This is a genomic window from Bacillus sp. mrc49 (assembly GCF_002803435.1).
Genome location: NZ_PHNG01000636.1, coordinates 18,456 through 42,816, shown reverse-complemented (window position 1 = coordinate 42,816; position 24,361 = coordinate 18,456). Strand labels below are relative to the sequence as shown.

21 protein-coding genes and 1 pseudogene are annotated in these 24,361 nt (G+C 44.6%); 15 read left to right on the top strand and 7 right to left on the bottom strand.

Annotated elements, in window-relative coordinates:
• Window positions 1-433: LysE family transporter (locus CVN76_RS06805; protein ID WP_157805583.1), on the bottom strand; the 433-nt coding region annotated here is incomplete at its 3' end.
• 246 nt (window positions 434-679) lie between these two features.
• Here CVN76_RS06805 and CVN76_RS06800 point away from each other — a divergent pair.
• The 3 genes from CVN76_RS06800 (at window position 680) to CVN76_RS31720 (ending at window position 4,146) form a co-directional block, all read left to right on the top strand.
• On the top strand, window positions 680-1,906 hold the full coding sequence (locus CVN76_RS06800; protein ID WP_232732130.1) for an MFS transporter: 1,227 nt from the start codon (window positions 680-682) through the stop codon (window positions 1,904-1,906).
• Between the two features lie 92 nt (window positions 1,907-1,998).
• Window positions 1,999-3,372, top strand: coding sequence for an amino acid permease (locus CVN76_RS06795; RefSeq protein ID WP_100530670.1), 1,374 nt, complete (start codon window positions 1,999-2,001; stop codon window positions 3,370-3,372).
• Window positions 3,373-3,498: 126 nt separating this feature from the next.
• Window positions 3,499-4,146 carry a hypothetical protein gene (locus tag CVN76_RS31720; protein WP_232732129.1) on the top strand — a complete coding sequence of 216 codons (648 nt, stop codon included), beginning with the start codon at window positions 3,499-3,501 and terminating at the stop codon, window positions 4,144-4,146.
• A 37-nt stretch (window positions 4,147-4,183) separates the two neighbouring features.
• Here the strand turns inward: CVN76_RS31720 and CVN76_RS06785 are convergent, their stop codons facing one another.
• Window positions 4,184-5,080, bottom strand: coding sequence for a TetR/AcrR family transcriptional regulator (locus tag CVN76_RS06785; RefSeq protein WP_100530665.1), 897 nt, complete (start codon window positions 5,078-5,080; stop codon window positions 4,184-4,186).
• 200 nt (window positions 5,081-5,280) lie between these two features.
• Here CVN76_RS06785 and CVN76_RS06780 point away from each other — a divergent pair, with 200 nt between their 5' ends.
• Window positions 5,281-6,786, top strand: coding sequence for a DHA2 family efflux MFS transporter permease subunit (locus CVN76_RS06780; RefSeq protein ID WP_061141870.1), 1,506 nt, complete (start codon window positions 5,281-5,283; stop codon window positions 6,784-6,786).
• A gap of 80 nt (window positions 6,787-6,866) precedes the next feature.
• Here CVN76_RS06780 and CVN76_RS06775 read toward each other — a convergent pair whose 3' ends face one another.
• Window positions 6,867-7,535 (bottom strand): MOSC domain-containing protein, encoded by a 669-nt coding sequence (locus CVN76_RS06775; protein ID WP_100530664.1) that lies wholly within the window; start codon window positions 7,533-7,535, stop codon window positions 6,867-6,869.
• Between the two features lie 93 nt (window positions 7,536-7,628).
• On the bottom strand, window positions 7,629-9,632 hold the full coding sequence (locus tag CVN76_RS06770) for a YhgE/Pip domain-containing protein (protein WP_100530663.1): 2,004 nt from the start codon (window positions 9,630-9,632) through the stop codon (window positions 7,629-7,631).
• A gap of 123 nt (window positions 9,633-9,755) precedes the next feature.
• Here CVN76_RS06770 and CVN76_RS06765 point away from each other — a divergent pair, with 123 nt between their 5' ends.
• The 3 genes from CVN76_RS06765 to CVN76_RS06755 all read left to right on the top strand — a co-directional run bounded on the left by CVN76_RS06765 (window position 9,756) and on the right by CVN76_RS06755 (window position 11,925).
• Entirely contained in the window at window positions 9,756-10,664 is a 909-nt protein-coding gene (locus CVN76_RS06765; RefSeq protein ID WP_100530662.1) for a LysR family transcriptional regulator, read from the top strand.
• A gap of 117 nt (window positions 10,665-10,781) precedes the next feature.
• Window positions 10,782-11,582 (top strand): GNAT family N-acetyltransferase, encoded by an 801-nt coding sequence (locus tag CVN76_RS06760; protein ID WP_157805582.1) that lies wholly within the window; start codon window positions 10,782-10,784, stop codon window positions 11,580-11,582.
• A 79-nt stretch (window positions 11,583-11,661) separates the two neighbouring features.
• The gene (locus CVN76_RS06755) at window positions 11,662-11,925 is read left to right on the top strand and encodes a YesK family protein (protein WP_100530668.1); all 264 of its coding nucleotides are present in this window, start codon (window positions 11,662-11,664) and stop codon (window positions 11,923-11,925) included.
• Window positions 11,926-11,963: 38 nt separating this feature from the next.
• On the opposite strand, the gene CVN76_RS06750 is transcribed toward CVN76_RS06755, so the two are convergent.
• Entirely contained in the window at window positions 11,964-12,590 is a 627-nt protein-coding gene (locus CVN76_RS06750; protein ID WP_061141876.1) for a TetR/AcrR family transcriptional regulator, read from the bottom strand.
• A 185-nt stretch (window positions 12,591-12,775) separates the two neighbouring features.
• On the opposite strand from CVN76_RS06750, the gene CVN76_RS06745 reads away from it, so the two are divergent.
• The 4 genes and pseudogenes from CVN76_RS06745 to CVN76_RS06730 all read left to right on the top strand — a co-directional run bounded on the left by CVN76_RS06745 (window position 12,776) and on the right by CVN76_RS06730 (window position 15,067).
• Window positions 12,776-13,534 carry an SDR family oxidoreductase gene (locus tag CVN76_RS06745; protein ID WP_100530660.1) on the top strand — a complete coding sequence of 253 codons (759 nt, stop codon included), beginning with the start codon at window positions 12,776-12,778 and terminating at the stop codon, window positions 13,532-13,534.
• A 126-nt stretch (window positions 13,535-13,660) separates the two neighbouring features.
• Entirely contained in the window at window positions 13,661-14,113 is a 453-nt protein-coding gene (locus tag CVN76_RS06740; protein ID WP_100530659.1) for a GNAT family N-acetyltransferase, read from the top strand.
• A 12-nt stretch (window positions 14,114-14,125) separates the two neighbouring features.
• A pseudogene (locus CVN76_RS06735) lies at window positions 14,126-14,585 on the top strand (VOC family protein).
• Window positions 14,586-14,617: 32 nt separating this feature from the next.
• Window positions 14,618-15,067 carry an ASCH domain-containing protein gene (locus tag CVN76_RS06730; RefSeq protein WP_100530667.1) on the top strand — a complete coding sequence of 150 codons (450 nt, stop codon included), beginning with the start codon at window positions 14,618-14,620 and terminating at the stop codon, window positions 15,065-15,067.
• A gap of 71 nt (window positions 15,068-15,138) precedes the next feature.
• Here the strand turns inward: CVN76_RS06730 and CVN76_RS06725 are convergent, their stop codons facing one another.
• Window positions 15,139-15,561 (bottom strand): hypothetical protein, encoded by a 423-nt coding sequence (locus CVN76_RS06725; protein WP_100530658.1) that lies wholly within the window; start codon window positions 15,559-15,561, stop codon window positions 15,139-15,141.
• 342 nt (window positions 15,562-15,903) lie between these two features.
• On the opposite strand from CVN76_RS06725, the gene CVN76_RS06720 reads away from it, so the two are divergent.
• From CVN76_RS06720 to CVN76_RS06710, 3 genes are all read left to right on the top strand, one after another.
• Complete coding sequence (locus CVN76_RS06720) at window positions 15,904-17,253, top strand: 3' terminal RNA ribose 2'-O-methyltransferase Hen1 (RefSeq protein ID WP_100530657.1); 1,350 nt, start codon at window positions 15,904-15,906, stop codon at window positions 17,251-17,253.
• On the top strand, window positions 17,253-19,844 hold the full coding sequence (locus CVN76_RS06715; RefSeq protein WP_100530656.1) for a polynucleotide kinase-phosphatase: 2,592 nt from the start codon (window positions 17,253-17,255) through the stop codon (window positions 19,842-19,844). Before CVN76_RS06720 ends, CVN76_RS06715 begins: the two co-directional genes overlap by 1 nt.
• Window positions 19,845-20,012: 168 nt before the next feature.
• A complete protein-coding gene (locus CVN76_RS06710; protein ID WP_061141883.1) occupies window positions 20,013-20,198 on the top strand; it encodes a hypothetical protein in 186 nt (61 codons plus the stop codon).
• Window positions 20,199-20,274: 76 nt separating this feature from the next.
• Here CVN76_RS06710 and CVN76_RS06705 read toward each other — a convergent pair whose 3' ends face one another.
• Window positions 20,275-20,940, bottom strand: coding sequence for a cupin domain-containing protein (locus CVN76_RS06705; protein WP_157805581.1), 666 nt, complete (start codon window positions 20,938-20,940; stop codon window positions 20,275-20,277).
• Between the two features lie 266 nt (window positions 20,941-21,206).
• Between CVN76_RS06705 and CVN76_RS06700 the strand changes: the two genes are divergently transcribed.
• Window positions 21,207-24,242 (top strand): efflux RND transporter permease subunit, encoded by a 3,036-nt coding sequence (locus CVN76_RS06700; protein WP_100530654.1) that lies wholly within the window; start codon window positions 21,207-21,209, stop codon window positions 24,240-24,242.
• Window positions 24,243-24,361: the final 119 nt, after the last annotated feature.

Sequence of the window (24,361 nt, the reverse complement as noted above, 5' to 3'; positions counted from 1 at the left end):
GATGAAAGTCGTATTTAGTCGTGGTGTTTGCCAGGATCGAGCCGTAAATACCGAGCCAGAACAAAATGGATAAAGGGTTCGAGAGGGCCATGATGAATCCTGATGCAAAAGAAGAAAAGTGGGATTCTTTCACATTCCGTGCATTCACTTCTATTTTACCTGCACTAAAAAGGCTTTCAATACCGGTATAAGTCAGGACAAAAAAGCCAAAAAGCCATAAAAATGTTTGCATGAAGGAGTTTTCCAGAAAGCGGCTGACCCCGTAATAGACAAGGACCAAATAGACAGCATCCGCTAAAATGGCACCCCAGCCGAAAATCCAGGCGTGCCAAAACCCTTTCTTGATTCCTTTGTCCAATTGCCCGGCGTTAATGGGGCCGATTGGTGCCGCTAAGGATAGACCCAGCAATACATAGCTAAAAAAAATGCCCAATACAACATCACCTCATCATGAAATACATCTGCTTATTTGAATGTATTCACGAAAATGGACTTGTACCACTTTTTTTGTTTTGGAAAACGAGCCATTCATTATCATGGCTAGGCGCTGAATAAATCCTTCCGACCTACAACATATTAATTAAAGACATCAAAATTCAATGAAGGACGATTGAGTCATCAATTTTTTTTTGCCTTTGTATGCTGAAAGTCGTGTTTATAATGGATGAGGAGTGTAGGTATGGAAGGTCATGAGAAAAATAATGTCAGCATATGGTGCTTGATCAGTATGGCGTCAATCCCATTAGTTATGACACTTGGAAATTCAATGCTTATCCCGGTATTGCCCATTTTTGAGAAAAAGGTGGGGATATCTTCATTTCAATCAAGCATGGTCATTACAAGTTATTCGGTAGCTTCCATTTTTTTAATCCCTATCGCAGGTTATTTATCCGATCGTTTCGGACGGAAAATGGTCATCCTGCCGAGTCTGGTTCTTGCTTTGATTGGCGGTTTGGTTGCAGGATATGCATCGTGGAAGATCGATGATCCATATACTTGGATCATCATTGGGAGAGTGCTGCAAGGGATCGGTGCTTCTGGAGCCTCGCCAATCATCCTGCCTTTAGTCGGGGACTTATACAAGGATGATGATGAAAAAACGAGTTCGTGCTTGGGCATCATCGAAACATCGAATACATTTGGAAAAGTGCTGAGCCCGATATTAGGTTCCCTTTTTGCCGCATTTATATGGTTTTTACCCTTTTTCTCGATTTCCTTCTTCAGCTTGATATCAATCGTCTTAGTCTTTTTCTTCATTAAGGTACCAAAAGAAAAGGACGAACCGAAGAAATTAAAGGAATTTTGGCATGATACGAAACAAATCTTCAAGAAGGAAGGCAAATGGCTGTATACCGTATTCCTGATTGGTGTATTTGTTATGTTGGTTTTGTTCGGGGTCCTTTTCTTTTTGTCGGAAAACCTGGAGAAAATACATCATCTGCATGGAGTCAAGAAAGGCTTCGTCATCGCGATTCCGCTGTTTTTTCTTTGTGTTTCTTCCTATATTGCAGGAAAGAAGATCAAAGGTGAATTACCGATCATGAAAAAGATCATCATGATCAGTTTGGCAACGCTGTCGATCAGCCTGGTCTTTGTCGGATTCACTAAGGATAAGGTATTCCTGCTCCTGCTCGTTACGAGTCTGGTGGGCATCGCAATTGGTGCTTTACTGCCGACGCTCGATGCCATCATCACCCAAAATATCGAAAAGGAACAGAGGGGGACGATAACCTCCTTTTATATGTCCTCAAGGTTCATCGGAGTCGCAGCGGGCCCACCTGTCATGTCACTTGTGATGAAGAACTATATAAATATGAGTTATATCATCTCTGGAATCATGGGCATTTGCATCGTATTGATCGTGCTGAAATTCATTAGTTCGGATAAAAAAGAAGCGGCCCAGTAATAAGTCGGATTCCGCTTTATCAACACTATGAAGGATGGAGGGGGAGCGTCATGGTAAAAGCCAATTGTACTCCAGCTAAAGGGAAGAAAGGCATGGAGGCATCTGATTCAGGCGGGCAAACTGGCGATATGAAATGGTGGCAGCTGTCATTGGTCGGTGTAGGATGCACGATCGGTACTGGATATTTTCTTGGATCGACAATCGGGATTATCACAACGGGTCCATCGATAGTGTTTTCCTTTATATTGGCTGCCCTTGGTACGTATATCGTGTATAACCTGCTTGCCAAAATGACGGCAGAAGACCCTCAAGAGGGCTCCTTTTGTTATTATGCCAATAAAGCATTCGGCCGTTGGGCTGGCTTTAGCTGCGGCTGGAATTATTGGTCCTCGAATATTTTGATCATGGGCAGCCAGTTGACCGCATTGTCGCTTTTATCGCAATTTTGGTTCCCGAGTGTACCGCTATGGTTATTTTCCGCCGGGTTTGCTTTTGTTTCAATCGTTGTGGTATTGATGGGAACAAAAGGATTCGATAGGATTGAAAACCTCCTTGCAATCATAAAAACGGCTGCAATCGTCATGTTCATCATCATTGCAGCATGTGCCGTGCTCGGTTGGTTCGGTCTCGATGGAGAGAAGCCGCCGTCATTTCCCAATACGTATAACGAATTATTTCCAAAAGGGCTGAAAGGGTTTTGGACATCGCTCATTTATGCCTTTTATGCATTTGGCGGCATTGAAGTGATCGGACTGATGGCGATGCAGCTTAAAAAGAAAGAAGAGGCACCCAAGGCAGGGACGATCATGCTGTTGGGACTGACGATCATCTATGTAGTCTCATTGGGGCTGGCTGTGACGATGGTTTCGCTAGGGGCGTTCAGTGAGAAGGAGAGCCCTTTTGTAACCGCGTTGGATAGTTATCATCTGGCTTTTTTTCCTCATGTTTTTAACGGGGCCATCATCGTGGCTGGATTTTCGACGATGACGGCTTCATTATTCGGTGTGACCAATCTATTGGTAACGATTGCCGATGATGGGAATGCCCCTTCGTTATTCATGCAAAAGATTAAAAAACTCAAGGATCTGCCATTGCCGTCACTATGTCTTGGGGTGCTGGGGCTTTTAGGCTCGATCATCACTGCCTTGCTCCTGCCAGGCAAGATTTATGAATACATCACGACAGCTGCCGGTATTTTACTATTATATAACTGGTCCTTCATCATCCTTTCTTCTTTCAAGATCTTGGAAAGCAAAGCGTGGAGCAAGGCCACAGGCGTTTTTGGCATGCTGTTGATTTTTGCTGCGGTCAGTGGGACCTTGCTCGAAAAGGAGATCCGTCCCGGATTTTTCATAAGCCTGTTGTTCGTGGTGATAATCGGACTTGCGGCCATTTTCATGAAGTTCAAGGTTTGGAACAAGAACAAGGCGATGGCGGCGAAAATGAGGAAATCGGAACTGGATTGACGGACGGAACCCCGGCTGCAAAGTAGTCGGGGTTTATTCTTTCAACCGAAACCTTTTGGTGGAAGGAACGTAAGTATAGGGGCGCTAAAATAAATGAGCTAGTATCAAGAGAGATGAGGATAGCGGTTGAAAAAAATAGGCATTATTTTACTTACCATGCTGGTGGTGGGACTGATGGGGTGTGCACCAGTGAGTCGGGATGAGACGGACGAGCATCCTGAAAAAGAAACATTGGAAGGCGACAAGGTTGAACCGGTGAAAGAAACGGCTAAATCTACTTATTCGGTCGAAGGCTATATAGCTGAGGTGAATTCGAATCTGGAATTGCAATCCGAAACCTTGATCAACACCCTTCAGAAATTGCATACATACACCTTTTATTCACAGGTGGAATTATTGGATTTCGTATCCTTTCCAGAATCCTCGGAGCTGTCGATTACCATGTTCTCGATGGATCGACAGGCGAATGAAGTGTTTTACGACGGGAAAGATCCTGCCATATTTGGGGGGAGTCTGAGCATCATCGAAGGTGTGAATTATGGGGAACGCTTTGGCGGCCAATCAGATGAGTTCTGGAAATTTTACGAAGCGAATGGTGAAGAAATCGAGGAAGAAGAGAAGCGGGCATTTGCAAATTGGTTCGCAGATTGCTGGGAAAAAGCAAACGGAAAATCGGTGCCGCTGCCCGCTTACTTCTCCATCCACGATGATACGGAATCCTTCGATTTAAAGAAAAATGATTGGATCATGGATGAAGAGAAATGGTCTTATTAAAACCTGGAGAAGGCAGCCAAATGGCTGCCTTCTTTTTTCATTGAACCAGACAAGCGTTAATGCTTTCCTCAAAGTCCTTCATGTATGTTTGAACTTGCTCCGAATATTGATTCTTTAGGGTGAGCAGCAGGCTTTCTATCAAAAATCTTCGTGGAGTGTCGGACTGCATCAGCTCATCCTGGATAAAGTCGACCAGCTCAATGGCCCTTATCCGATTTTCACCGCAGGGAAAAGCTGTGTTGATCGCCTTTTTTAGTTCCAAGGTTGCCTTCAATAAATCATTATGGCAAGGGTAAAGATTGTTTTCAAACTTCGGGAACCACGTATCCATTAAGTCGGGGTCAAGAATCTGTTCCTTGCTTTTTGCCGCCTCATCGACTGTTTGGATGATTCGGTTCATGCAGTAGCGGATAATTTGTATCTCCGGCTTCGGGACTTCATTCGCCTTATGATTGAAGTAATTCATATGGGTCATCATCGAGTGGAAAATGATGACGCAATCCAGAAGATAGTTTTTTTTGCTTTCCCCGAATATATCGAGGAAACGGCCATGCATCCAGCGTATGCTCAGCAAAAGGATTTGATTGATGAATTGCTTTAATTCTTCATCGTTGGAAACGCGGACTTCTTCGATCAGGATCAGTAATTTGCTTTGCTTGTTGCCCATCATTTGCAGTTCGAGCTGCTGAATGAAAATTTCAATATCGGCTGAATCTTGACCATCCAGCAGTTTTTCCCGATCATGGCGGATCCTTTTGTAGAAGGATCGAAAAATGGCGATAAATAATTCACCCTTCGAAGGGAAATAATTATAAAATGTACCTTTTGAAATGCCGCTGCCGTCTAAAATATCTTGGATGGACGTGGCTTGGTAGCCCTTTTCAATAAATAGCTTATGAGCCGTATCGATGACATTCTGCCTTCGATTCTTCATCGTATCACCTTAATTTCTTTATACTGCTTGTATAAATGTAATCGTACTCTATTTTTAATCACAGCACAAACCCTTATTTATACCATGAAATTTTTATTGCAAAAAATAGACCAGAGGTATATTATTGATTTTATGAGATTGGGGTGTACCAGTCGTATAATTAAATGAACCAATTGTTTGAATGGAGGAATAGATAAAAAGTGAGTACTGCACAAACAAAAGAACAAAAGGGCTCTTATGGCATTTTGATCATCCTGATGATCGGTGCGTTCATATCGATACTTAATTCGACCCTTTTAAATATTGCACTGCCATCAATTAAAACGGACTTGGGAATTGAGACATCAACAGTCCAATGGCTGACAACGGGCTATATGCTCGTCAATGGAATCATGATTCCTACAACAGCCTTCTTAATAAGGAAATATTCGGTACGCAATCTCTTCCTGACAGCCATGCTGCTATTCTCCATCGGGACGATCGTTGCCGGTGTAGCGGAAGTCTTCCCATTATTATTGGGGGCTCGTATGGTTCAGGCTGCGGGTTCGGCAATCATGATGCCGCTATTGATGAACGTGCTGTTAACTTCTTTCCCTGTCGAAAAACGGGGATCGGCCATGGGATTATTCGGTTTAGTCATGATGTTTGCCCCTGCAATCGGGCCGACGCTTTCAGGCTGGATCATTGAACATTATGATTGGAGAATGCTGTTCCATTTCATTACTCCGCTTGCGTTACTCGTGCTCATTTTTGGTTTCTTTAAACTAAAAGACCATAAGGATAAAGTCGATATTCACATTGATAAAATATCGGTCATCCTTTCAAGCTTGGGCTTCGGCGGCTTGCTTTACGGATTCAGTTCCGCCGGCAGCAAGGGCTGGGATAGCCCATGGGTATATGGGACACTTTTAGTCGGTGCCGTTTCCCTGGTTCTTTTCATTACACGCCAGCTGAAAATGGAAACGCCGATGCTTGAATTCAGGATCTTCAAGCACCCGATGTTCGCGCTATCCGCAACGATTTCAATCGTGCTGAACATGGCAATGTTCTCTGGGATGATCTTAATCCCGATGTATACACAAACAGTGCGTGGCATTTCACCATTTGATTCAGGATTACTGATGCTGCCAGGTGCCTTATTAATGGCCTTGATGTCACCGGTTACCGGTAAGCTTTTCGATAAGTTTGGTGCCCGCATCCTTGCTTCAATCGGCTTGCTCATCACTGTAGCAACTACGTATTATTTAAGTAAATTATCAATGGAAACTTCTTATACAGAAATTGTCATTCTGTTTTCCGTTCGTTCATTCGGGATGTCAATGTCCATGATGCCGATCATGACAAATGGATTGAACTCGCTGCCAGCCCGTATGAACCCGCACGGTACAGCCATGAACAATACACTGAACCAAATCTCTGGTGCTATCGGTACAGCATTGCTTGTTACGGTCATGTCTAACCGTGCAGCTTCAACCGGTGAGGAACTAATGACGAAAGCAATGAGCAAATTAACAAGCCAGCCCTCCGCTGAGGTTATGGCACAAATGAAAGCCCAAATCGGGATGCAGGCCATGCTGGATGGAATTAACTTCTCCTTCCTTGTTTCTACCTTCATTGCGGGCGTGGCGCTGATTTTGACCATATTCATCAAGCGTGCTTGGCCGGCTGAAGAAAAGCCAGCCGAGAAAAAAGAACAAACCGCTTAATGTGAAAAAGCCCCCATATGATCTGCTTCGGCAGCCATATGGGGGCTTTTTCCATGCCGTTTCAAAAAAGTTCCAGGCCATCATCCCCAGCCATTTTTCCGTCCGGAATCGAATTGTTCTTTAATGGCAAGGTGAAGGGTTTCAGATAACTCTTTGACTTGTAACACCCGGTTCACTTTATCACGATTGAAACGGTCATGGAATTTGACGTCATTGACCAAAGCGACCGAAACCCGCTGCGGATGGGGCTCGATCAATTCCATCGCGTCATGCGGCGAGATCATCCCTTCCTTCAGCACCCTTAGCAGGAATCCTGTGTAGCCCGTATTTCTAACTTGGACGATCAAGCTGGGCACCTCATATTTGGCCGCAAGTTTATAGCAGGGATTACGCGGCTCGGATATTTGGACAAGGGCTTCGCCAATTGAAAAAATATCACCGATATGGGCTATATCTTCCGTCAGGCCGCTGACGGTGAGATTTTCGCCAAAAAGGGCGGTATCGACCATATTTTGAAAAGCAGGTCTCCAATGTTCATAATGGTCTAACGGATATAAACATAAGGCCTTATTTTCCCCGCCGTGATGTTCATAGGCTTGTTCATCTCCAGCAAAACCCACCTTGCTTAAAAATACTGGACCGTTCACTGGCTCCTTTTTAATTGCGGATCGGTACACCTTTTTTCCGAATTGGTAGGTTTCCGTTTTCCCCATATTCAATGATTTCACTTCGTATCGCTGCACTAGCATCTCCACTCGCCCTCCATCTGCACTTTATGACCATTATACAAAAAGGCGAAGAGCCGTGCCATTTTGTTGGGAACGACACGGTACCTTCTTAGATCATGAGGTCACATCGTCGTGAGCCACTTTAGCATGCTGGATATGACTGGTTATCCAGCCGATGACCGCTGCAATAACGAGATAAGCAAGCAAGATCACTATTTGTGTTTGCAGGTTTTCCCAGTTGCCTAATGAAATGACTTCTTGAAGCTCCTGAAGGGAGTGGGCCATAGGTAAAAATTGACCGATTTGCGTCAATAATGACATGCCCAACTCACCTGGGAATGTTCCGCCGCAGGTAGCCAATTGGATTACAAGAAGGGTGACGGCTGCGAATTTCCCGACCACGCCGAATACGGTGACCAGCATGAGAATGAACGTCATGAAGGTAAAGGAAACGATGATGCTTGATAGGATGAATACAGGGACGCTTGCGACATGCAAGTGGAAGCCAAGTAGGACGACTGCATCCACCAGCAGTGCCTGGATCAAGCCGATTACATAGACAAGCCCCAGCTTATTCGTAAAATGGACCGTTCCGGTCACCTTGAGATTCTGTCTGCGGCCGAGCGGCAAGATATTTGAAGCCATGATGCCTCCAACATAAAAGGCTAAAGACAGGAAATAGGGTGCAATTCCCGTTCCATAATTAGGAACCTCGGAAAGATTGGATTGGACCAATTCAACAGGTTCAGAGAACATCGTCGTGGTCGAATCATCATACTGCAAACTGGCGGTTTTGTCGGCGGCATCATTTAGCTTCGTCGATAACTGCTTCGATCCGGTTTCCAATGAAGCCAGTCCGTCTTGAAAATCCATCGAGCCACGTGCGAGCCTGTTGCTTCCGCTTGCAAGTGAATCGATTCCGCCCTGTAAACTGGTGAAGCCGTTTGACCATTGCGAGAACCCACTGGCAAAATCAACAGACCCGTCATGTAATTGCTTAGCTCCAGACTGGACTAGTGTCATTTTATTGCCGAAGGTTTTCATCCCGGCCTGAATCGCATCTTGCCCATCAGCCACTTTGGCAGCGCCCTCGCCCAGCTGCTTTTGTCCGGACTGTAACGTGGCGGCTGCTTTGGATAATCCATCCGATAGGGCAAGAATCTGCTTGAAGTCTTGATCCTTTATTGCATCAGGATGACTCTTGCCATACTCAGCCAATTGTTTTTTTAGCGTATTCGCCGTTTCGGCTGCCTGGTCCTGGCCTTGGCTTAATTTTTCATTACCGGCTGACCAGTTCTTCACCCCTCGGTTAAGATCGTTCATCCCATTTTCCAATGATTGATGTCCAGTCGAAAGCTGCTTCATCCCGGAATACAAGCTCTGGGAACCGTCCGAGATCCCGTCGGCCCCGTTAGCCAAGGCATCTTGCCCATCCACAAGCTTGTTGCTTCCCGATTGCAGCTTCTCGGCACCACTATTCAAAGCTTGAATGCCGTCCGATAAATTCTCACTGCCGCTTTTCGCAGCCACCGTTCCTTGATGAAGCTTTTCCGCCCCAACCCCGGCGTCGGCCAAGCCTTTTGAAACATCCTGGAACTTCGAGAGGATGCCTTCCGAATAGACTTTTGTTATGCTTGCATTGATTTTTGTCGTCATCTTTTCAACCGCTGTTGTGCTGATCTGTGAGGCAACGAAGTTCTTGCCAGGATTGACCGTATATAAAAGCTTGGCCGTTTCCGGTTTTTCATCCATTAATGTCGTGACGTTTTCGGAAAAATCCTTCGGAATCGTCACGACCATATAATAGGTGCCTTTATTAAGGCCGGTATCAGCCGCCTCTTGCGAGATGAAGTGGAAGTCCAATTCTTTTTGCTTTTTCAATTCCTTGACGAAGTCTTCACCCGCTTCGATCGGCTTATCGTCCATCATCGCGCCTTTGTCTTGGTTGACCACAGCTACGGGGAGCTGATCTAACTGTCCATAAGGATTCCAATAGCCTGCCAGGAAGAAACCTGAGTATATCAAAGGAACGACCAAAAGGAAGATCAACGCGATTCTCCCGTGTTTGTGCATCCACATTGCTTTAATATCATGTAATACAAGTTGTATACCTTTCATTATCGAACCTGCCCTTTCCAACTAAATAAGATTATTTCATCATAAGGGCTTTTTTTAATGCTGTATAATACATAATTCATTATGTAATAATAGATTTAAATCTATATGAAAAGAGTGGGGAAAGTGGAATTATTGCAGCTTCTGTATTTTCAAACCGTAGCGCGCCTTGAACATATGACGAAGGCCGCCGAAAAGCTTCAAATAGCCCAGCCCTCCCTTAGTAAAACGATATCTCGCCTTGAAGAAGATTTGGGAGTATCACTATTCGATAGGGAACACCGGAAAATCAGGCTCAATGCAGCCGGGAGAAAATTCTTGAACAGGGTCGACCGGGCTTTTGCCGAACTGAATGAAGGCAGGCGTGAAATCGAGGAATTAACCGATCAAGGCCAAAAGAACATCACGCTGGCCGTCACCATTCCCAGGGTCCTGCCTGATTTATTGGGCACTTTTCTAACCAAATATCCGGATGTCCGCTTTCAGCAATTCCTGAAATCGATAACTTCCATGAAGCAGCTGCTCATTGAAGGAGAAATCGATTATTGCATTTCGTCCGTCCCGATTGAAGGAGCAGATATTAGGTGGGAGCCCTTGATCACTGAAGAAATATACTTGATCGTGCCACCTGATCACCGATTGGCAGGCAGGGAAAGTATTGAACTGCATGAAGTGAAGGATGAACCGTTCATCAGCATGAACACAGGCTTCGGATTTCGCAGCCTAACCGACCAATTTTGCCTGGAGGCCGGTTTTGTCCAGCACATCGCGTTTGAAGGCGATGAACCGGCTGTCATCTCCGACCTGGTCAAAAAAGGACTGGGCGTCGCCTTCGTATCCGAACTCACCTGGCTGCATCAAACGGGATCCTCATCACATAAAATCCGGATAACCGAGCCGATGTGCCAAAGGACAATCGGCCTGTGCTGGTCGGAAAAACGCTACTTCACCCCAACAGCCCAGCAATTCCGCCTATTTGTCATCGACTACTTCTCAACGGTCAACACCCTTAGGCTGAAGAAGAAGGACGAATAAAAAGGTGAGACGGCCGAAAAATATGGCGTGAGGGTCGAAAAAAAGGGTGAGACGGCCGAAAAAAGGGTGTGTAAGGACGAATTAAATGGCATGAAGGCCGAAGGAGGGGGAAGACGATTGCAGAAGATAGAAAAAAGTGAATTTGGAAAGCTGTTGCCTTACCTATATAAAAGTAAGGAACCATGCCCGACATTTGCTTTCTCGGTCCTGGAACGGTTCATTCCGGGATTTGTTTATGCCGATGATTCCGATTCGCCCAGAACGATTTTTGTGGGAACGGATTCGGGTTTGTATTTTGTTGGCGGGGCGGATTCGAATGATGAGTTCCATAAGCACTTTTTGAAGTTTTGCAGCAGCAAGCTGAAAGAAGGAAGGCGGTTCACGCTTTTTTCAGGGAATGGTGGTTGGGACGGGCGTATCTTGGATTGCTTCAATAAAGAACTGAAACAAAGCAGCCGATATTCCTTTACCTTTCATCCCGAAGAGTACGATGTCGAAGAGATTCATCTGCAGGAATCATTCACTGTACACAGACTTGATGAAGCAACGATAAGGAGCAGCCGTGAGTTCAACCTTGAATACTATGAGCGTTTTTGGGGTTCGGCAGAACATTTTCTGGAAAAGGGATTTGGCTATTCCGTGATGAAGGGGGATGCGGCACTGGCAGGTGAGTGCACGTCGATTTTCAGGGGAAAGGTTTATGCCGAAATCGATATTTACACCAATGACGAATATAGGGGAATGGGTGTAGCCAAGAAGGCGGCCCAAGCCTTTATTGATCATTGCTTAAAAAATGGGATGATACCTCGCTGGGATTGCAAAGTTGAAAATCTTGCATCCATGAAGCTGGCAGATCGATTGGGATTCCATGATCCTAGCAGCTATTCCATTTTTGTGAAAAATCAGCAACAATTATAAAAGGGAATGGATGGCCGCCCATAGGCCTATGACAGCTAGAAGGTAAAATATGTTAAACTGGAGGAGGGGAGTGGATTTCATGCTGATTTTAGTGCCGTTGCTGATCGCTTTCATACCGGGAATGGTTGTTTTGACGCTCACTTGGTGGCTTCGTAAAAGAGGTTTTTCGCCCTTCATAATAAAGCTGCCAGGGACCGTATCAATGATGGCTGCCTTCATTTTATTTTATATCGGATATGTCCATATTAGGGGATTTGAGGGGGCAGCATACGGGATTCTATCCTTTTTCCTCATTTTATTTGCTTTTCTATCGTTCATGGTCGGAAAAAAGGTTCGTGTCTAGTATTGGAAGGAACAAGAGGGGTGCCCGGTGCATGCCTCTTATTCCTGTCCGCCCTCTTTAAATGTATTGCTTATTTTATAGACAGCATCAACTGGTTTGTTCGTGATGATCTCAAGTAATTGTTCCGCCATATAGTCTGCACTATATTCAAAGCCAGTGTGGACCCATTCGATGATCATGCCCAAAATGGCATAGGCTTGGTAGCTGGAGGCAAGTTCTTTATTAATTTTAGGGTTCGGCCGATAATCCTCCAGGTCCTCCAATGGAAGCTTCTTTAATTCCTCACAAATTCGATCATGTAAAGTCGGCAATGCGTTCGACTTTAGGACGAGTGTATAAATGTCGGCAAAGTTAGCGACATGTTCGAATATTTTGATCACTGAAGCCGTGAGCTCATTGATCGTGAACACATCGACATGTTTATAAGGCTCGCGGTAAGAGATGATCAAGTCTGCGATGACGTCCTCCATCACTTCTTCGAGCAGCTCCTCTTTGTATTGATAATGTTTATAGAAGGTACCGCGATTCAGGTCGGCGAGCTCTACGATGTCTGTAATCGATATTTCCCTGAAATCCTTCCTCTGCATCAACGATATGAGGGAAGCCTTTAATGTCTTTTTGGTTTTCCTGATTCTTCTATCAATCCCCATGTTTTGATTAGTCATTTTCAACACCCCTTGTTCCGTTAATGATCAAAATGCATCCTGACTGTTCATTGTTCAACATCTTGAGCTGCATTTGCTGATTGAATAACGTTATGGAAACTAATTATACTATAAAGGAAGGTAGTTAATGAACATCTGTACACTAAGTTACATTTTTATAACAATCATTCATTGGGGGAGATTAGATGAAATTACAGGACAAGGTTGCCGTTGTCACAGGTGCGGCTTCAGGTATGGGTAAACAAATTGCAAAGCTTTATGCAAGAGAAGGTGCCAAAGTCGTCGTATCGGATGTGAACCTAGATGGCGCGAATGAAACGGTCGAAGAAATTAAAGCGGCTGGCGGGGCGGCACTTGCGATTAAAACGAACGTGGCATTGGAAGAAGATATTCAGCATTTGATCGATACGACGGTTGGTACGTTCGGTACGGTCGATATCCTCGTCAATAACGCCGGCATCATGGATGGCATGGAACCGGCAGGTGATATTGAAGATGCTAAATGGGAGCGGATTTTTGCCATCAATACGACGAGCGTCATGCGCGCGACCAGAAAGGTGCTGCCGATCTTTTTGGAAAAACAAACAGGCGTGATCATCAATATCGCTTCCGCCGGCGGTCTACATGGCGCTCGTGCAGGGGGAGCATACACGGCATCGAAGCACGCAGTGGTGGGCTTCACGAAAAACACGGGCTTCATGTACGCGGACAAGAACATACGCTGCAATGCGATAGCACCGGGTGGAGTTGAAACCAATATCGGCTCAAGCATGACGAATATCAATGGATTCGGTGCATCTCGTCAGCAATTGGGAATGGCTATCAATCCCCGCAATGGAAAACCTGAGGAAATCGCGAAAATCGCTTTGTTCCTGGCTTCTGAGGATTCAAGCTTCGTCAATGGCACCGTCATTACAGCGGATGCAGGGTGGAGCGCCTATTAAACGAGTGATCAATTATAAAGACTTCTGCAAATTACGGAGTGCAGAAGTCTTTTTTTATGGAAGAGAGGAGGAAAAAGAGGGAACGGCGGACCATTAGCAGAAGTTATAACTGAACGGAGGGATCATATGGTCACATTCAGGAATGCAGAAACGACGGACTTAAGCGAAATCGTGAAAATGCTCGCCGACGATGTATTAGGTCAGGAGCGGGAGCGATATGAAAACCCGCTTCCAGAAAGCTATATCGATGCCTTTCAATCCATTGATTCCGATCAGAACAATGAATTGATCGTTGCCTGCCTCGATGGGCGAATCGTCGGGGTGCAACAGATTACCTTCACTCCATATCTTACGCATCAAGGCGGCTGGCGAGCTACGATCGAAGGGGTGAGGACAGTAGCTTCAGAGCGGGGGAAGGGCATTGGAAGCCAGTTGATTCAATATGCAATCGAGCGTGCGAAAGCGCGTGAATGTTCTATCATTCAGCTGACGACAGATAAAAAGCGGGAAGATTCGCTGCGTTTTTATGAACGCTTAGGATTCACGGCCACTCATGAAGGGCTGAAGCTGAAGCTTTAAGGGGGTGATTGCATGATAAAAGGATTATATGAAGCGCATTTACCCGTGCGTGATTTGACTCGTTCGATAGCATTTTATGAAGCACTTGGCTTGCAGCTGGATCACAAGGTGGCGGACGATTTGGCTTTTTTATGGATTGAAAAAGATAAAAGCTGGCTCGGTCTATGGGAAACGGAGAAAGCGGAGGTTGAGTATCATCCTTCATTGCGCCACATTGCTTTTCAAGTATCCTTGGAAGATTTGAAACGCTCTGTCGCATGGCTGGAAGGCAAGGGGTATAAGCCGAGGGAGGCCTTTTGGCTTTGAACCGGTCGAGCCTTTCGTGATGCCTCATGGGGAATATGCGCATGCAAAAATCCATTTCAATGATCCGGACGGCAATAGCTTGGAGCTCATTTGCAAGCTGGAAAACCGCAAAAAGATCATGACACGGATGTATCTAAGTGAATGGGAACGAATGCAGGAAGGATAACTTCCATGCGAATCAAGGAGGAAGCTCATAAAATGAATCAGAAAGCGGAATTATATTGGAATGAATTTTGGGAAAAGAAAGGCGCAGAAATGCCAAAGTCAGTCAGTGCGTGGCAATTCGGCGCTGATCCCGATCAGTTGGCTCAATTGGTGATCGACGGGATAAAAACGGCAACGTGCTCCGGTCATATTTTTTATGAAGAGGAAAATGAACCATTGCCTTCCGTAGGCGATTATAGCATTATTTTAAGCAGCGAGGAAATTCCTTTAGCGATCATACGAACAGTGAATGTCGAAAAGTTGCCGATGAATGAAGTGAGTGAGGAGTTCGCGATTGCAGAAGGTGAAGGCGATGGAACGTATACATACTGGTGGAATGCACATGAACATTTTTTTAAAGAAGAACTGCACAAAATCGGCCACACCTTTAAAGAAGATATGCTCCTCGTTTGTGAGCGGTTTGAACTGATACATGTGAAGTGAACGCTGAAAGCCTGATGATGGACGATACAAAAAAAGAAGGAGCAGGACCTGACCTGCTCCTTCTTTCTAAATTAATCGAGAATAAATGTATCCGTGTGTTGTTTGTTATTCTTTTCCCATGTTACGGAAATTCTATAGGTTAATCCCTTTTTAGGAGCATCTGCTTGGTAAAAGTCAGGGTAGTCTAAAGGGTTAATTTTGTTGACTTTACCATCCTCTCTTTTACTAGGAGCAAAGTCGGTTACCTTAACTAAGACTTTATCATCTTCCTGGAAAATCACCTTTTTAACTATGGCATCTTTATTCTTGCTGCTCTGCTTAATAGAAGCCACCCATCCATACCCTTCACTAGGATCTCTAAGTTTTTTGTAGGTTGCTTTCCACATGCCATTCTCAGACTTCCCCGATATTTTTCCTGAAGAACTATACATATAAAGCCCTACAAAGATCACAAAAAATAATATTCCGACAATGAATATATTTTTTTTCTTCAAACATTTCACCTCATCGCTGGAAAAGTTCTCATCGCTTTACGTAAGCGTCTCTATTAAATTTTCGATAATAATTTAGGGTGCTGTCCAAACAATAGGTCTAAAGATCCGATTCTTTAGTCGGTGGTGCTTATGTTGTTTTTTTTCTAGTCAAATGGGTGGTCAATCTGACAATCTATCATTTTCCTGTACGTTTAGTCGTCCTTACATTTGAGGCACGGAAAACGCCAACATATCGGAAACACACCTTCACTTTATGGTAAGATTAAGGTTGCTAGTATGTTTTTTGCAGAAAGCGATGAATTTGGAAGTTGATGGATTGTTTTTTTGAAAGGAGTGTTTTACATGCAGTTAACGATTATGGCGACAGGGGACAATGTTAAGGCAATCTCTTACTTATTGTCGAAGAACCCGAATAACCTTTATGAAAGAAATCATAAAGGGCATTTAGTGCGCCTTTTTTATAGTAAGTGCTCGGAAACGGAATTGGAGGCGACCATCTTTGTTACTCCCGACCCCTTGGAATTAGTGAAAAGCGATGCTAATTCGTATGATATCACCCACTACATAAATGATCGCGAATTTGCGGTTAGCAGCATTTTTTGCTCATTGATCAGGTCTGCACTGGGGACAGCATTGAATGGACAGCCGAAGGAGGAATACGCAGAATGGGTGACACAGCCGTTTGCGTTCCAGTTCGACTTCGGCCCGGTCGTTTCTGCTCTTTCTGACCAGCAATTATGTGATCTATTCGAGCCGATTGGCTATGAAGTTAAAATTTCGCGTCCCGAAATCCAATATTCCTTCGATATGAAGGATAAGAGTTCGGCAAGGTTTATCTCCTTGAAGGGCCTGAAGACGTTACAGGAAGGGTTGAGGCATTTGTTTGTCTTGATTCCGGTCATCGACGATTACAAGCATTATTACATTGACGAAAAGGAAATCGAAAAACTTGAAAGATATGGTGAAGGCTGGCTAGAGAATCATCCCATGCGCGATTTTATCTATCGCCAATCCCTTAGATTCAAGGAAGTATACAGCATTGTCGAGAACAAGAAACCTGAAAAGAAGATAGCTGAAAAAGAAAGCAAGGTTCGGTTGAATGACCTTCGCTATGAAAAAATCGTTGATACGGTAAGTGAAATGAATTCAAGAACCGTGGTCGATTTTGGATCAGGCGAAGGAAAGCTTTCCGTACGGCTCGGGTTTGTCGAGGGGATTAAGGAAATCCTCGCCGTCGAGCCATCCCAGTCCGCATCCCTCAAAGCATTAGGTCGATTCGATAAAGTGAAGGATCAAGAGAAATTTGTCGTGCCCGAGACACTATGGGGCTCACTTTTTTATTATGATGAAAGATTGAAGGACAAGGATGTCATCATTTTATGCGAGGTCATCGAGCATATCGACGAGCACCGCCTTCCTAAGGTGATGGATACGATCTTACACGATTATCAGCCGAAAGCCCTGATCCTTACAACGCCAAACCGGGAATATAATGAGGTGTACGATATGGAGGACGTTCTTAGACATACGGATCATCGTTTCGAGTGGACAAGGGCGGAATTTCAGCAATGGTGTACAGCGCGGAATCATCGCGGCTACTACGACCTTCGCTTCGAAGGAATTGGTGATGATCATGTCACACAAGGCTGTCCGACTCAAATGTGCATTTTTGAAAGGAAGGTGGACGAATAATGCCTATCGTATTGCCATATGCAGGAATTGTCTTGTTGGTTGGTCCATCCAATAGCGGTAAAACAACTTTATTAAAAAGCATGATCGAAAAAGAAGAGATTGTACCCTCGGAGGTCATAAGTTCGGATGATTTCAGGATTATGGTCAGTGATATCGAATTCATTGATTGGCGTGATCGGGCAAAGGACGAAGCGGACAGCCTGATGGACGAATATCAAATGATTTCAGCGGAAGCTTTTTTCATGATGGATGCCGTCATTGAGTCTAGATGCCGCTTGAATAAATTGACCATGCTCGATGCAACCAATCTTCACCCAGACGATCGGAAGCGATATATCGCGATCGCCCAAAAGCATCATGTACCCGTTCAGGCGATTGTACTCGATACCCCTGAAGAAATATTGCTTGCAAGGGATGAGGGAAGAGAGCATCCAAGGGGAAAAAGGCGTATCAAACAGCAATGCCAAACGTTCAAAAGAGAAAAGCGAAATCTGAAAAAAGAAGACTTTTCATCAATCTACACGATTAAGGAAGCAGAAAACATAGAGGTCAGCAGGAATACGAATCCTCTTGAGAAAGACATCGGGCACGGTATCGATATCATCGGAGATATTCATGGCTGCCATGAAGAGTTGATCCTCCTGCTTGATAAGCTTGGCTATCAAAAAAATCAGGAAGGTCTTTATCTGCATCCGGATGGACGGAAGTTCGTTTCAGTGGGAGATGTCATGAGCAGGGGGCCGGAGTCGCTTAGAACGATGCTCTTTTTCCATGAACATGTTCAAAAGGGCGTTGCCTACATGATTGACAGTAATCACGGCTGGAAGATTGCCAGATGGCTGGATGGAAGAAACGTCACCTTACATCATGGCGATGAAAAGGTGGCAGAAGACTTCAAAAGGTACGAAGAAGAGCATGGCAGCGAAAAAACGGCGGAAACGAAGCAGGCGCTTAAAAAATTCCTATTGCAGGCTCCTTCGCATTACGTGTTCACCAAGAATGGTGTGCAGACCGTGATTTGTGTGCATGCCGGAATCAAGGACGCATTCATCGGAAAACAATCCGAAGCGATAAGCGACTTTTGCCGGTATGGCGATACGGATGGTTTCGATGAAAGAGGAAAGCCCGTGCGCAAGGATTGGTATATTTCCCATAAGAAAAGCACGCTTATCGTCTGGGGCCACGATCCCAAGCCGCAGCCGCTTTTGATTAACAATACCATCAATATTGATCAAGGTGCCGTCTTTGGCGGGGCACTTACCGCCTTCCGCTATCCGGAAGGGGAAGTCATATCCGTACAAGCGAGTCAAAACCATTCCGGCGATGACGAAAACCCTTTGAAAGAATGGGAAAGAAACAGGCTGAATCCGCCTAATATCGGGAGATTCATCAACGGCTATTCGGTCTTGACAGAAAAAATGGGTGAGATCAAGGTCCAGCAGGACATCGTAAAATCCGCCATCGATAAGCTGTCCCACCATACGATACCAATTGAACAATTGATCTATATCCCGCCGACGATGAGCCCGACACCGAGTCCATCTTCAGCCGCTCACTATTTGGAACATCCAAGAGAGGCGATCGACTATTATAGAAGCAATGGGATCCAAACCATGATTGCGGAAAAGAAGCATATGGGCAGCCGTGCCATCCTTTTCCTATTCCGGGATAAGGAAGCATCAAAAACCTATACCGGCTTTGAATCATTGGGAGTTATCCATACGAGAACGGGAAGACGTTTCTTCGACGTTCAGACGGAGGAACAACTTCTCTTCAAAATCAACCAAGATTTGCATGAAAGCGGCTATTTTGAAACATATGATACGGATTATCTCCTACTCGATGCTGAAATCATGCCATGGAACTTAAAGGCAAAAGAGCTCATCAGCCGTCAATATGCCCATGTATCCGAAAATGCGATTCTTGACCGCACGATGCTAAAGGGCAAACTGGAGGCAGCGTCTCTGGAAAATGCCGATATACAAGGCTGGCTGGAGGAGTATGAGCTGAAACTGGAAAACGCCCATACATTCAAAGAAGTCTTTCAAAAATATTGCTGGGACATTGAGGATATGGATTCGATCCAAATCGCACCATTCCATGTGCTCGCCCATAGTGATCAAGCCTTCTTCGATAAGCCCCATACTTGGCATATGGAGAGAAACCGGGAGTTCGCAAAGTGTTCAAGTTTATTCGTCGAAACCGAATATAAATTGATCACGGATGAAGCGAGTGAAGAAGAGGTCATTAAATGGTGGGAGGATATCACCAGCGAGGGCCATGAGGGGATTGTCATCAAGCCTGAATTCTTCATGGCAAGAAATAAAGGCAAGCTTCTGCAGCCTGCAATTAAAGTAAGGGGAAGAAAATATCTGAACATCATTTATGGCATGGACTATTTGCTTCCGGCAAACCTGGAGAGGCTGAAAAACAGGAATACGGGCAAAAAGCAAAAATTGGCTCTGAGAGAATTCTCCCTGGGAATCGAGGGCATTCAACGATATGTTAAAGGTGAATCGATCGAGCGGGTGCATGAATGTGTCTTGGGGACGCTGGCCATGGAGTCGGACCCTGTAGATCCTAGATTGTAATGAATGAACACGGGTTGCTGCGGCAGCCCTTTTTTTATTGAAGGGAAGCAAAGCTGAAATCATTCATTTTTACAGAATAGTACAAAATGGTGGAGGCATATCATTTCTTAACGGAATGCTGCTGTTTCCCTTCTTGTAAATAATGCTTGTAAATTGGGGCTGGTTACGTTGTATCGGAATAAAAATGCCGCTCTGGTCATCATTTTGTGCATCCTGCTATTCCTCTACCTTGTAGTGATGGCCTTTCGCCATATTACGGTATACTTCGTGTATAGTTCAGGGATCGGGCCTTTATTATTTATCGGTTTGATCATTTCGGCGATCATTTTGCTTTTCTTCAGAGGTTTCAGGTGATGGCCAAAAAGTTGAGGGCTGCAGCGGCAGCCTTTTTTCTGTTGTAGTCCTACACTGCCATACCGAATATATTCCATTAGTAATCGATCGGTTTATCATTGATATTAATCGTTATACTTTCCCCTTTTCCATGGGGTCTTTCCGTGTATGTTGGTTCGTTCCGGTCCGGATAGTGTGGAGTCTGATTTTTCGTATGGCTGGCAGGGGGGCCGATGACCACCGACTCGTTAATGGGCGCCAATGAATCGGCGATTTTCTCGGCATTGACGCCATAGGAAAGCTGGAACACCTCTGGCGGCGTCAGACGCAACATGTCGGATCCTTCCGCCGTTTCGAATTGATCATTGTTAAAAAAGAGGTGGAGGTGCAGTTCTTGTGAAACGGGTCTGATCCAATGCCACCAAGCCATCGGAATGAAGACGACCTGACCAGGTTTGGCTACATAGTTATGCAATTTCTTCGTGTCGGGATCAACGATGGTGATCAGGGCCTCGCCGGAAACCACGACATCCAACTCCCAGGCATTCGGATGCCAATGAGGTTCCCGTATATGTCCCTTGGTTAGATACAGGTCCACAAAAGCCCCGCCGACCATCGCCGGTAACTGCGTCGAGGTGACTTCATAAGCGATATTATTTGGATTGCGCTCGAAAAAAACATTATCTCTTGAGTCAAAAAAGAGATTCGGAGTACCACTTGATTTTTTTAGGTTCTTGTTATCTGGAACATAACCAGGATTCACGTTCAATCTCCTCCTTACTAATGTTGGTGATGCTTATTTTATATGTGAAAATCTTGGGCGATGTGATTTGTGAAATGAATATCATGGATTGTTTGAAATTGTGAGAGATAGGTGTCAACGAATCGATTCGAAGTAGGTATTTTTTCATTAATGAATATTAAATTTTAGGTAAATTGTTATAAAAACCCTTAGTCAACATTAGTAATATATGGTAATATACAAACTGGAATAATTTAGTTGACTATGATATCAGGGGTGATGTGTACGTGGAATTTCTTACAAAGTGGTCGTTCAAGAACAAGGCTGCCGTTTCATTGGTAACCATTTTTATTTTAATGATCGGAATCATCAGTTATTTTAAACTGCCGATGGAATTTTTACCTTCTGCCGATAATCCACAAGTTACGATTATCACGATGGGGCAGGGCACGGATTCGAAAACGATGGAAGCGCAGGTTACCGAACCGGTTGAAAGCGCGGTTACGGGAGTAAAAGGAAAGAGTGCCATGTACTCGACCACTGGCGATGGATTTTCAAAAATCGATCTTACCTTTGAATCAGGGTCGGATATGAAACAGGCAAAACTGGATGTTCAAGAGGCTTTAAGCAGTGTGGCATTGCCGCAAAGTATGACAAAGCCTACCGTTACCCAGTTAAATACATCCATGATTCCGATTTCGTTCATAGCTGTGACGTTCAAGGATGGCTTGACAGCTGAAAGCCTGGATCTTACGAAGAAGGAACTGGAGCCTCTATATAAAGATATTAAAGGAGTTTCGGATGTACAGACATTTGGAATCTCCCAATCGGTTCTTTCTGTCAAGGTCGATAATGAACAATTGTCTAAAAAGAACGTCTCGATTCAAAATGTCATGAGCGTACTGAACGGACAGGATGCAGCTCTAGCCGTTGGTGAGAAGGTGATCGATGGGAAGACAAGTAATATTAAGGTCATCGGTGATGTAACGAGCATAGAAAAAGTAAAAGCGCTGAAGGTCACTTCAGATGTCACACTTGGAGAAATAGCAAAAGTGGCAGAAGCGAAGGATGGTAACCTCATCAGCCGTTTTAACGGAAAAGAAAGCATTGATATCAGCATCATCAAGGACAGTCAATCCAATGCTGTCACAATCAGTAAAGAAGTTGAAAAGGTAACAAAGGAAATCAATGAAAAGTACAAGGAACAGAAATCGACCGTCTATTTATCTACAGCGGATATGGTGGAGACCTCCGTCCATTCGATGGTTAAAGAAGTGCTGCTCGGTGCACTATTCGCCACGATCGTCATCATGGTTTTTTTACGAAATGTACGTTCTACCTTCATTACGATCGTATCGATTCCGTTATCACTTGGCTTTACTTTATTTTTGCTTTCATTGTCGGGGGTGACGCTGAATATCTTGACGCTGGGCGGTGTTGCGGTAGCGATTGGACGCTTGGTGGACGACAGCATTGTTGTGATTGAAAATATTTTCCGGAAAATGCAGCAGGAGAAGATATCGGTCCAAATGGTAATGGATGCGGTAAAAGAGGTCGGAGTGGCAATCACGGCTTCAACGCTTACGACGGTAGCCGTTTTCTTACCGGTCGCTTTATTGAATGGCGGGCTTCAGGAATTCCTGCTTCCCTTCGCTTTAACCGTCACGTATTCTTTGCTGGCATCTTTGATCGTCGCATTGACGGTCGTTCCATTAATGAGTGCGGGATTGCTGAAACGGGCGAAGCTTCCAAAACATCGACCGGCTAAGCATTTTACGAAGCTTGTCACTTGGTCATTAAACCATAAATGGGTTGTCTTGATTATTGCGCTGCTCTTGTTCGTCGGTTCGATTGGTACATATTTTACGATGCCAAAAGGGGCGATCGATAATTCTTCAGCTGATTATGTATCCGTGACGTTAACTTATCCAAATGATGAGCCCTTTGATCAAGTAAAAGGGAAGGCAATTGAACTCGAGGAAAAAATGCGTGATTTGAGCGAAGTGGATAATGTGTTCATGCAATTAGGAAACTCTGCCGAAGCGGCTCAATACGGCGCCGTCACATCGCCTACGGAAGCGACTTTCGGTATTTTAGTGAAAGATGAAGCAAACATGGATGCAATATTGGAGGAAATCGACAAGCAAAAAGAAAACTATCCCGAGGCAAAGCTTACAGCCAGCGCCTCCTCATTCATGATGGGGGCTTCAAAGACGAACATAACGATCGATGTCATTGGCAAGAATGTGGGGGATTTGGAGCGGACCGCCAATAAGATCAAAGGAAACATTCAAGAAATTAAGGGAATAGAAGATGTTGCAACGAACCAGGATGAAAAGAAAACCATTTACTCATTCAAAGTAGATCCGGCCAAAGGAAACGCAGAACAAATAGGCCAACAACTGGGTGTCATGCTGAATAGAACCCCGATTGGCAATATGAAACTTGCGGATAAGCAGACACCGGTAATACTTGAACCTATTTTGGATCCGAAAAATCCCAATGACTTAAAGAATATTCCCATTATGACAGATGGCGGTTTAGTCCCAGTCTCAAAAGTCGCTTCATTGACGAGCGAAGAGAGTGCCACGACACAGTTCCATAAAGATGGAGAAACGTATCTCCGATTGACGGCAACGGTAGATCCGGCTAAACTGTCTGATATTTCAAATAAGGTCAATGCTGAGATATTTGGAGACAAAGAGACCAAGGGCCTTAATATTCCCAAGGATGTAGATATTTATGTCGGGGGAGCAAGTGCTCAGCAGACGGATGATTTTTCCGATTTGTTCCTGACGATGTTACTATCGATAGGCATTGTCTTTCTAATCATGGTTATTACATTCAAGTCAATGAAGGCACCAATCGCGATTCTATTTTCATTGCCGTTCGCTGCAATCGGCGCAGTGCTGGGATTGGTCATCAGTCGGATATCCGTGGATATTACAGCGCTTTTGGGTGCACTCATGCTGATAGGAATCGTCGTGACTAACGCGATCGTGCTTCTCGATCGAGTCAGGCAAAACGAAGATAGTATGATCATCCGTGATGCAATCATTGAAGCGACAGCTACAAGATTCCGTCCGATCATCATGACGGCAGTAGCCACCATTTGTGCCATGCTGCCTCTTTTATATAAAAAGGCCGAAACGGGAAGCCTCGTTTCACAAAGCCTGGCCATCGTTGTTATTGGCGGGCTGGCAGTTTCTACACTGCTCACACTCATCGTCATTCCATGTATCTATGAATTGCTGTACTTCAAAAAATCAAAGAAACAGAGAATGAATAAGAATGAGCCCGTCAGCGAGAGCGCCGAAATGTAAGGAAGCTTTATCAAAAGGTTTGCAGGGAAGGCAATGCCAATCCCTGCAAACCTTTTTTCTTTGGATATAAAAGGTGCAAATTAGATTCATATAAAAATGATGCGGCTCGCCGTGCTAAA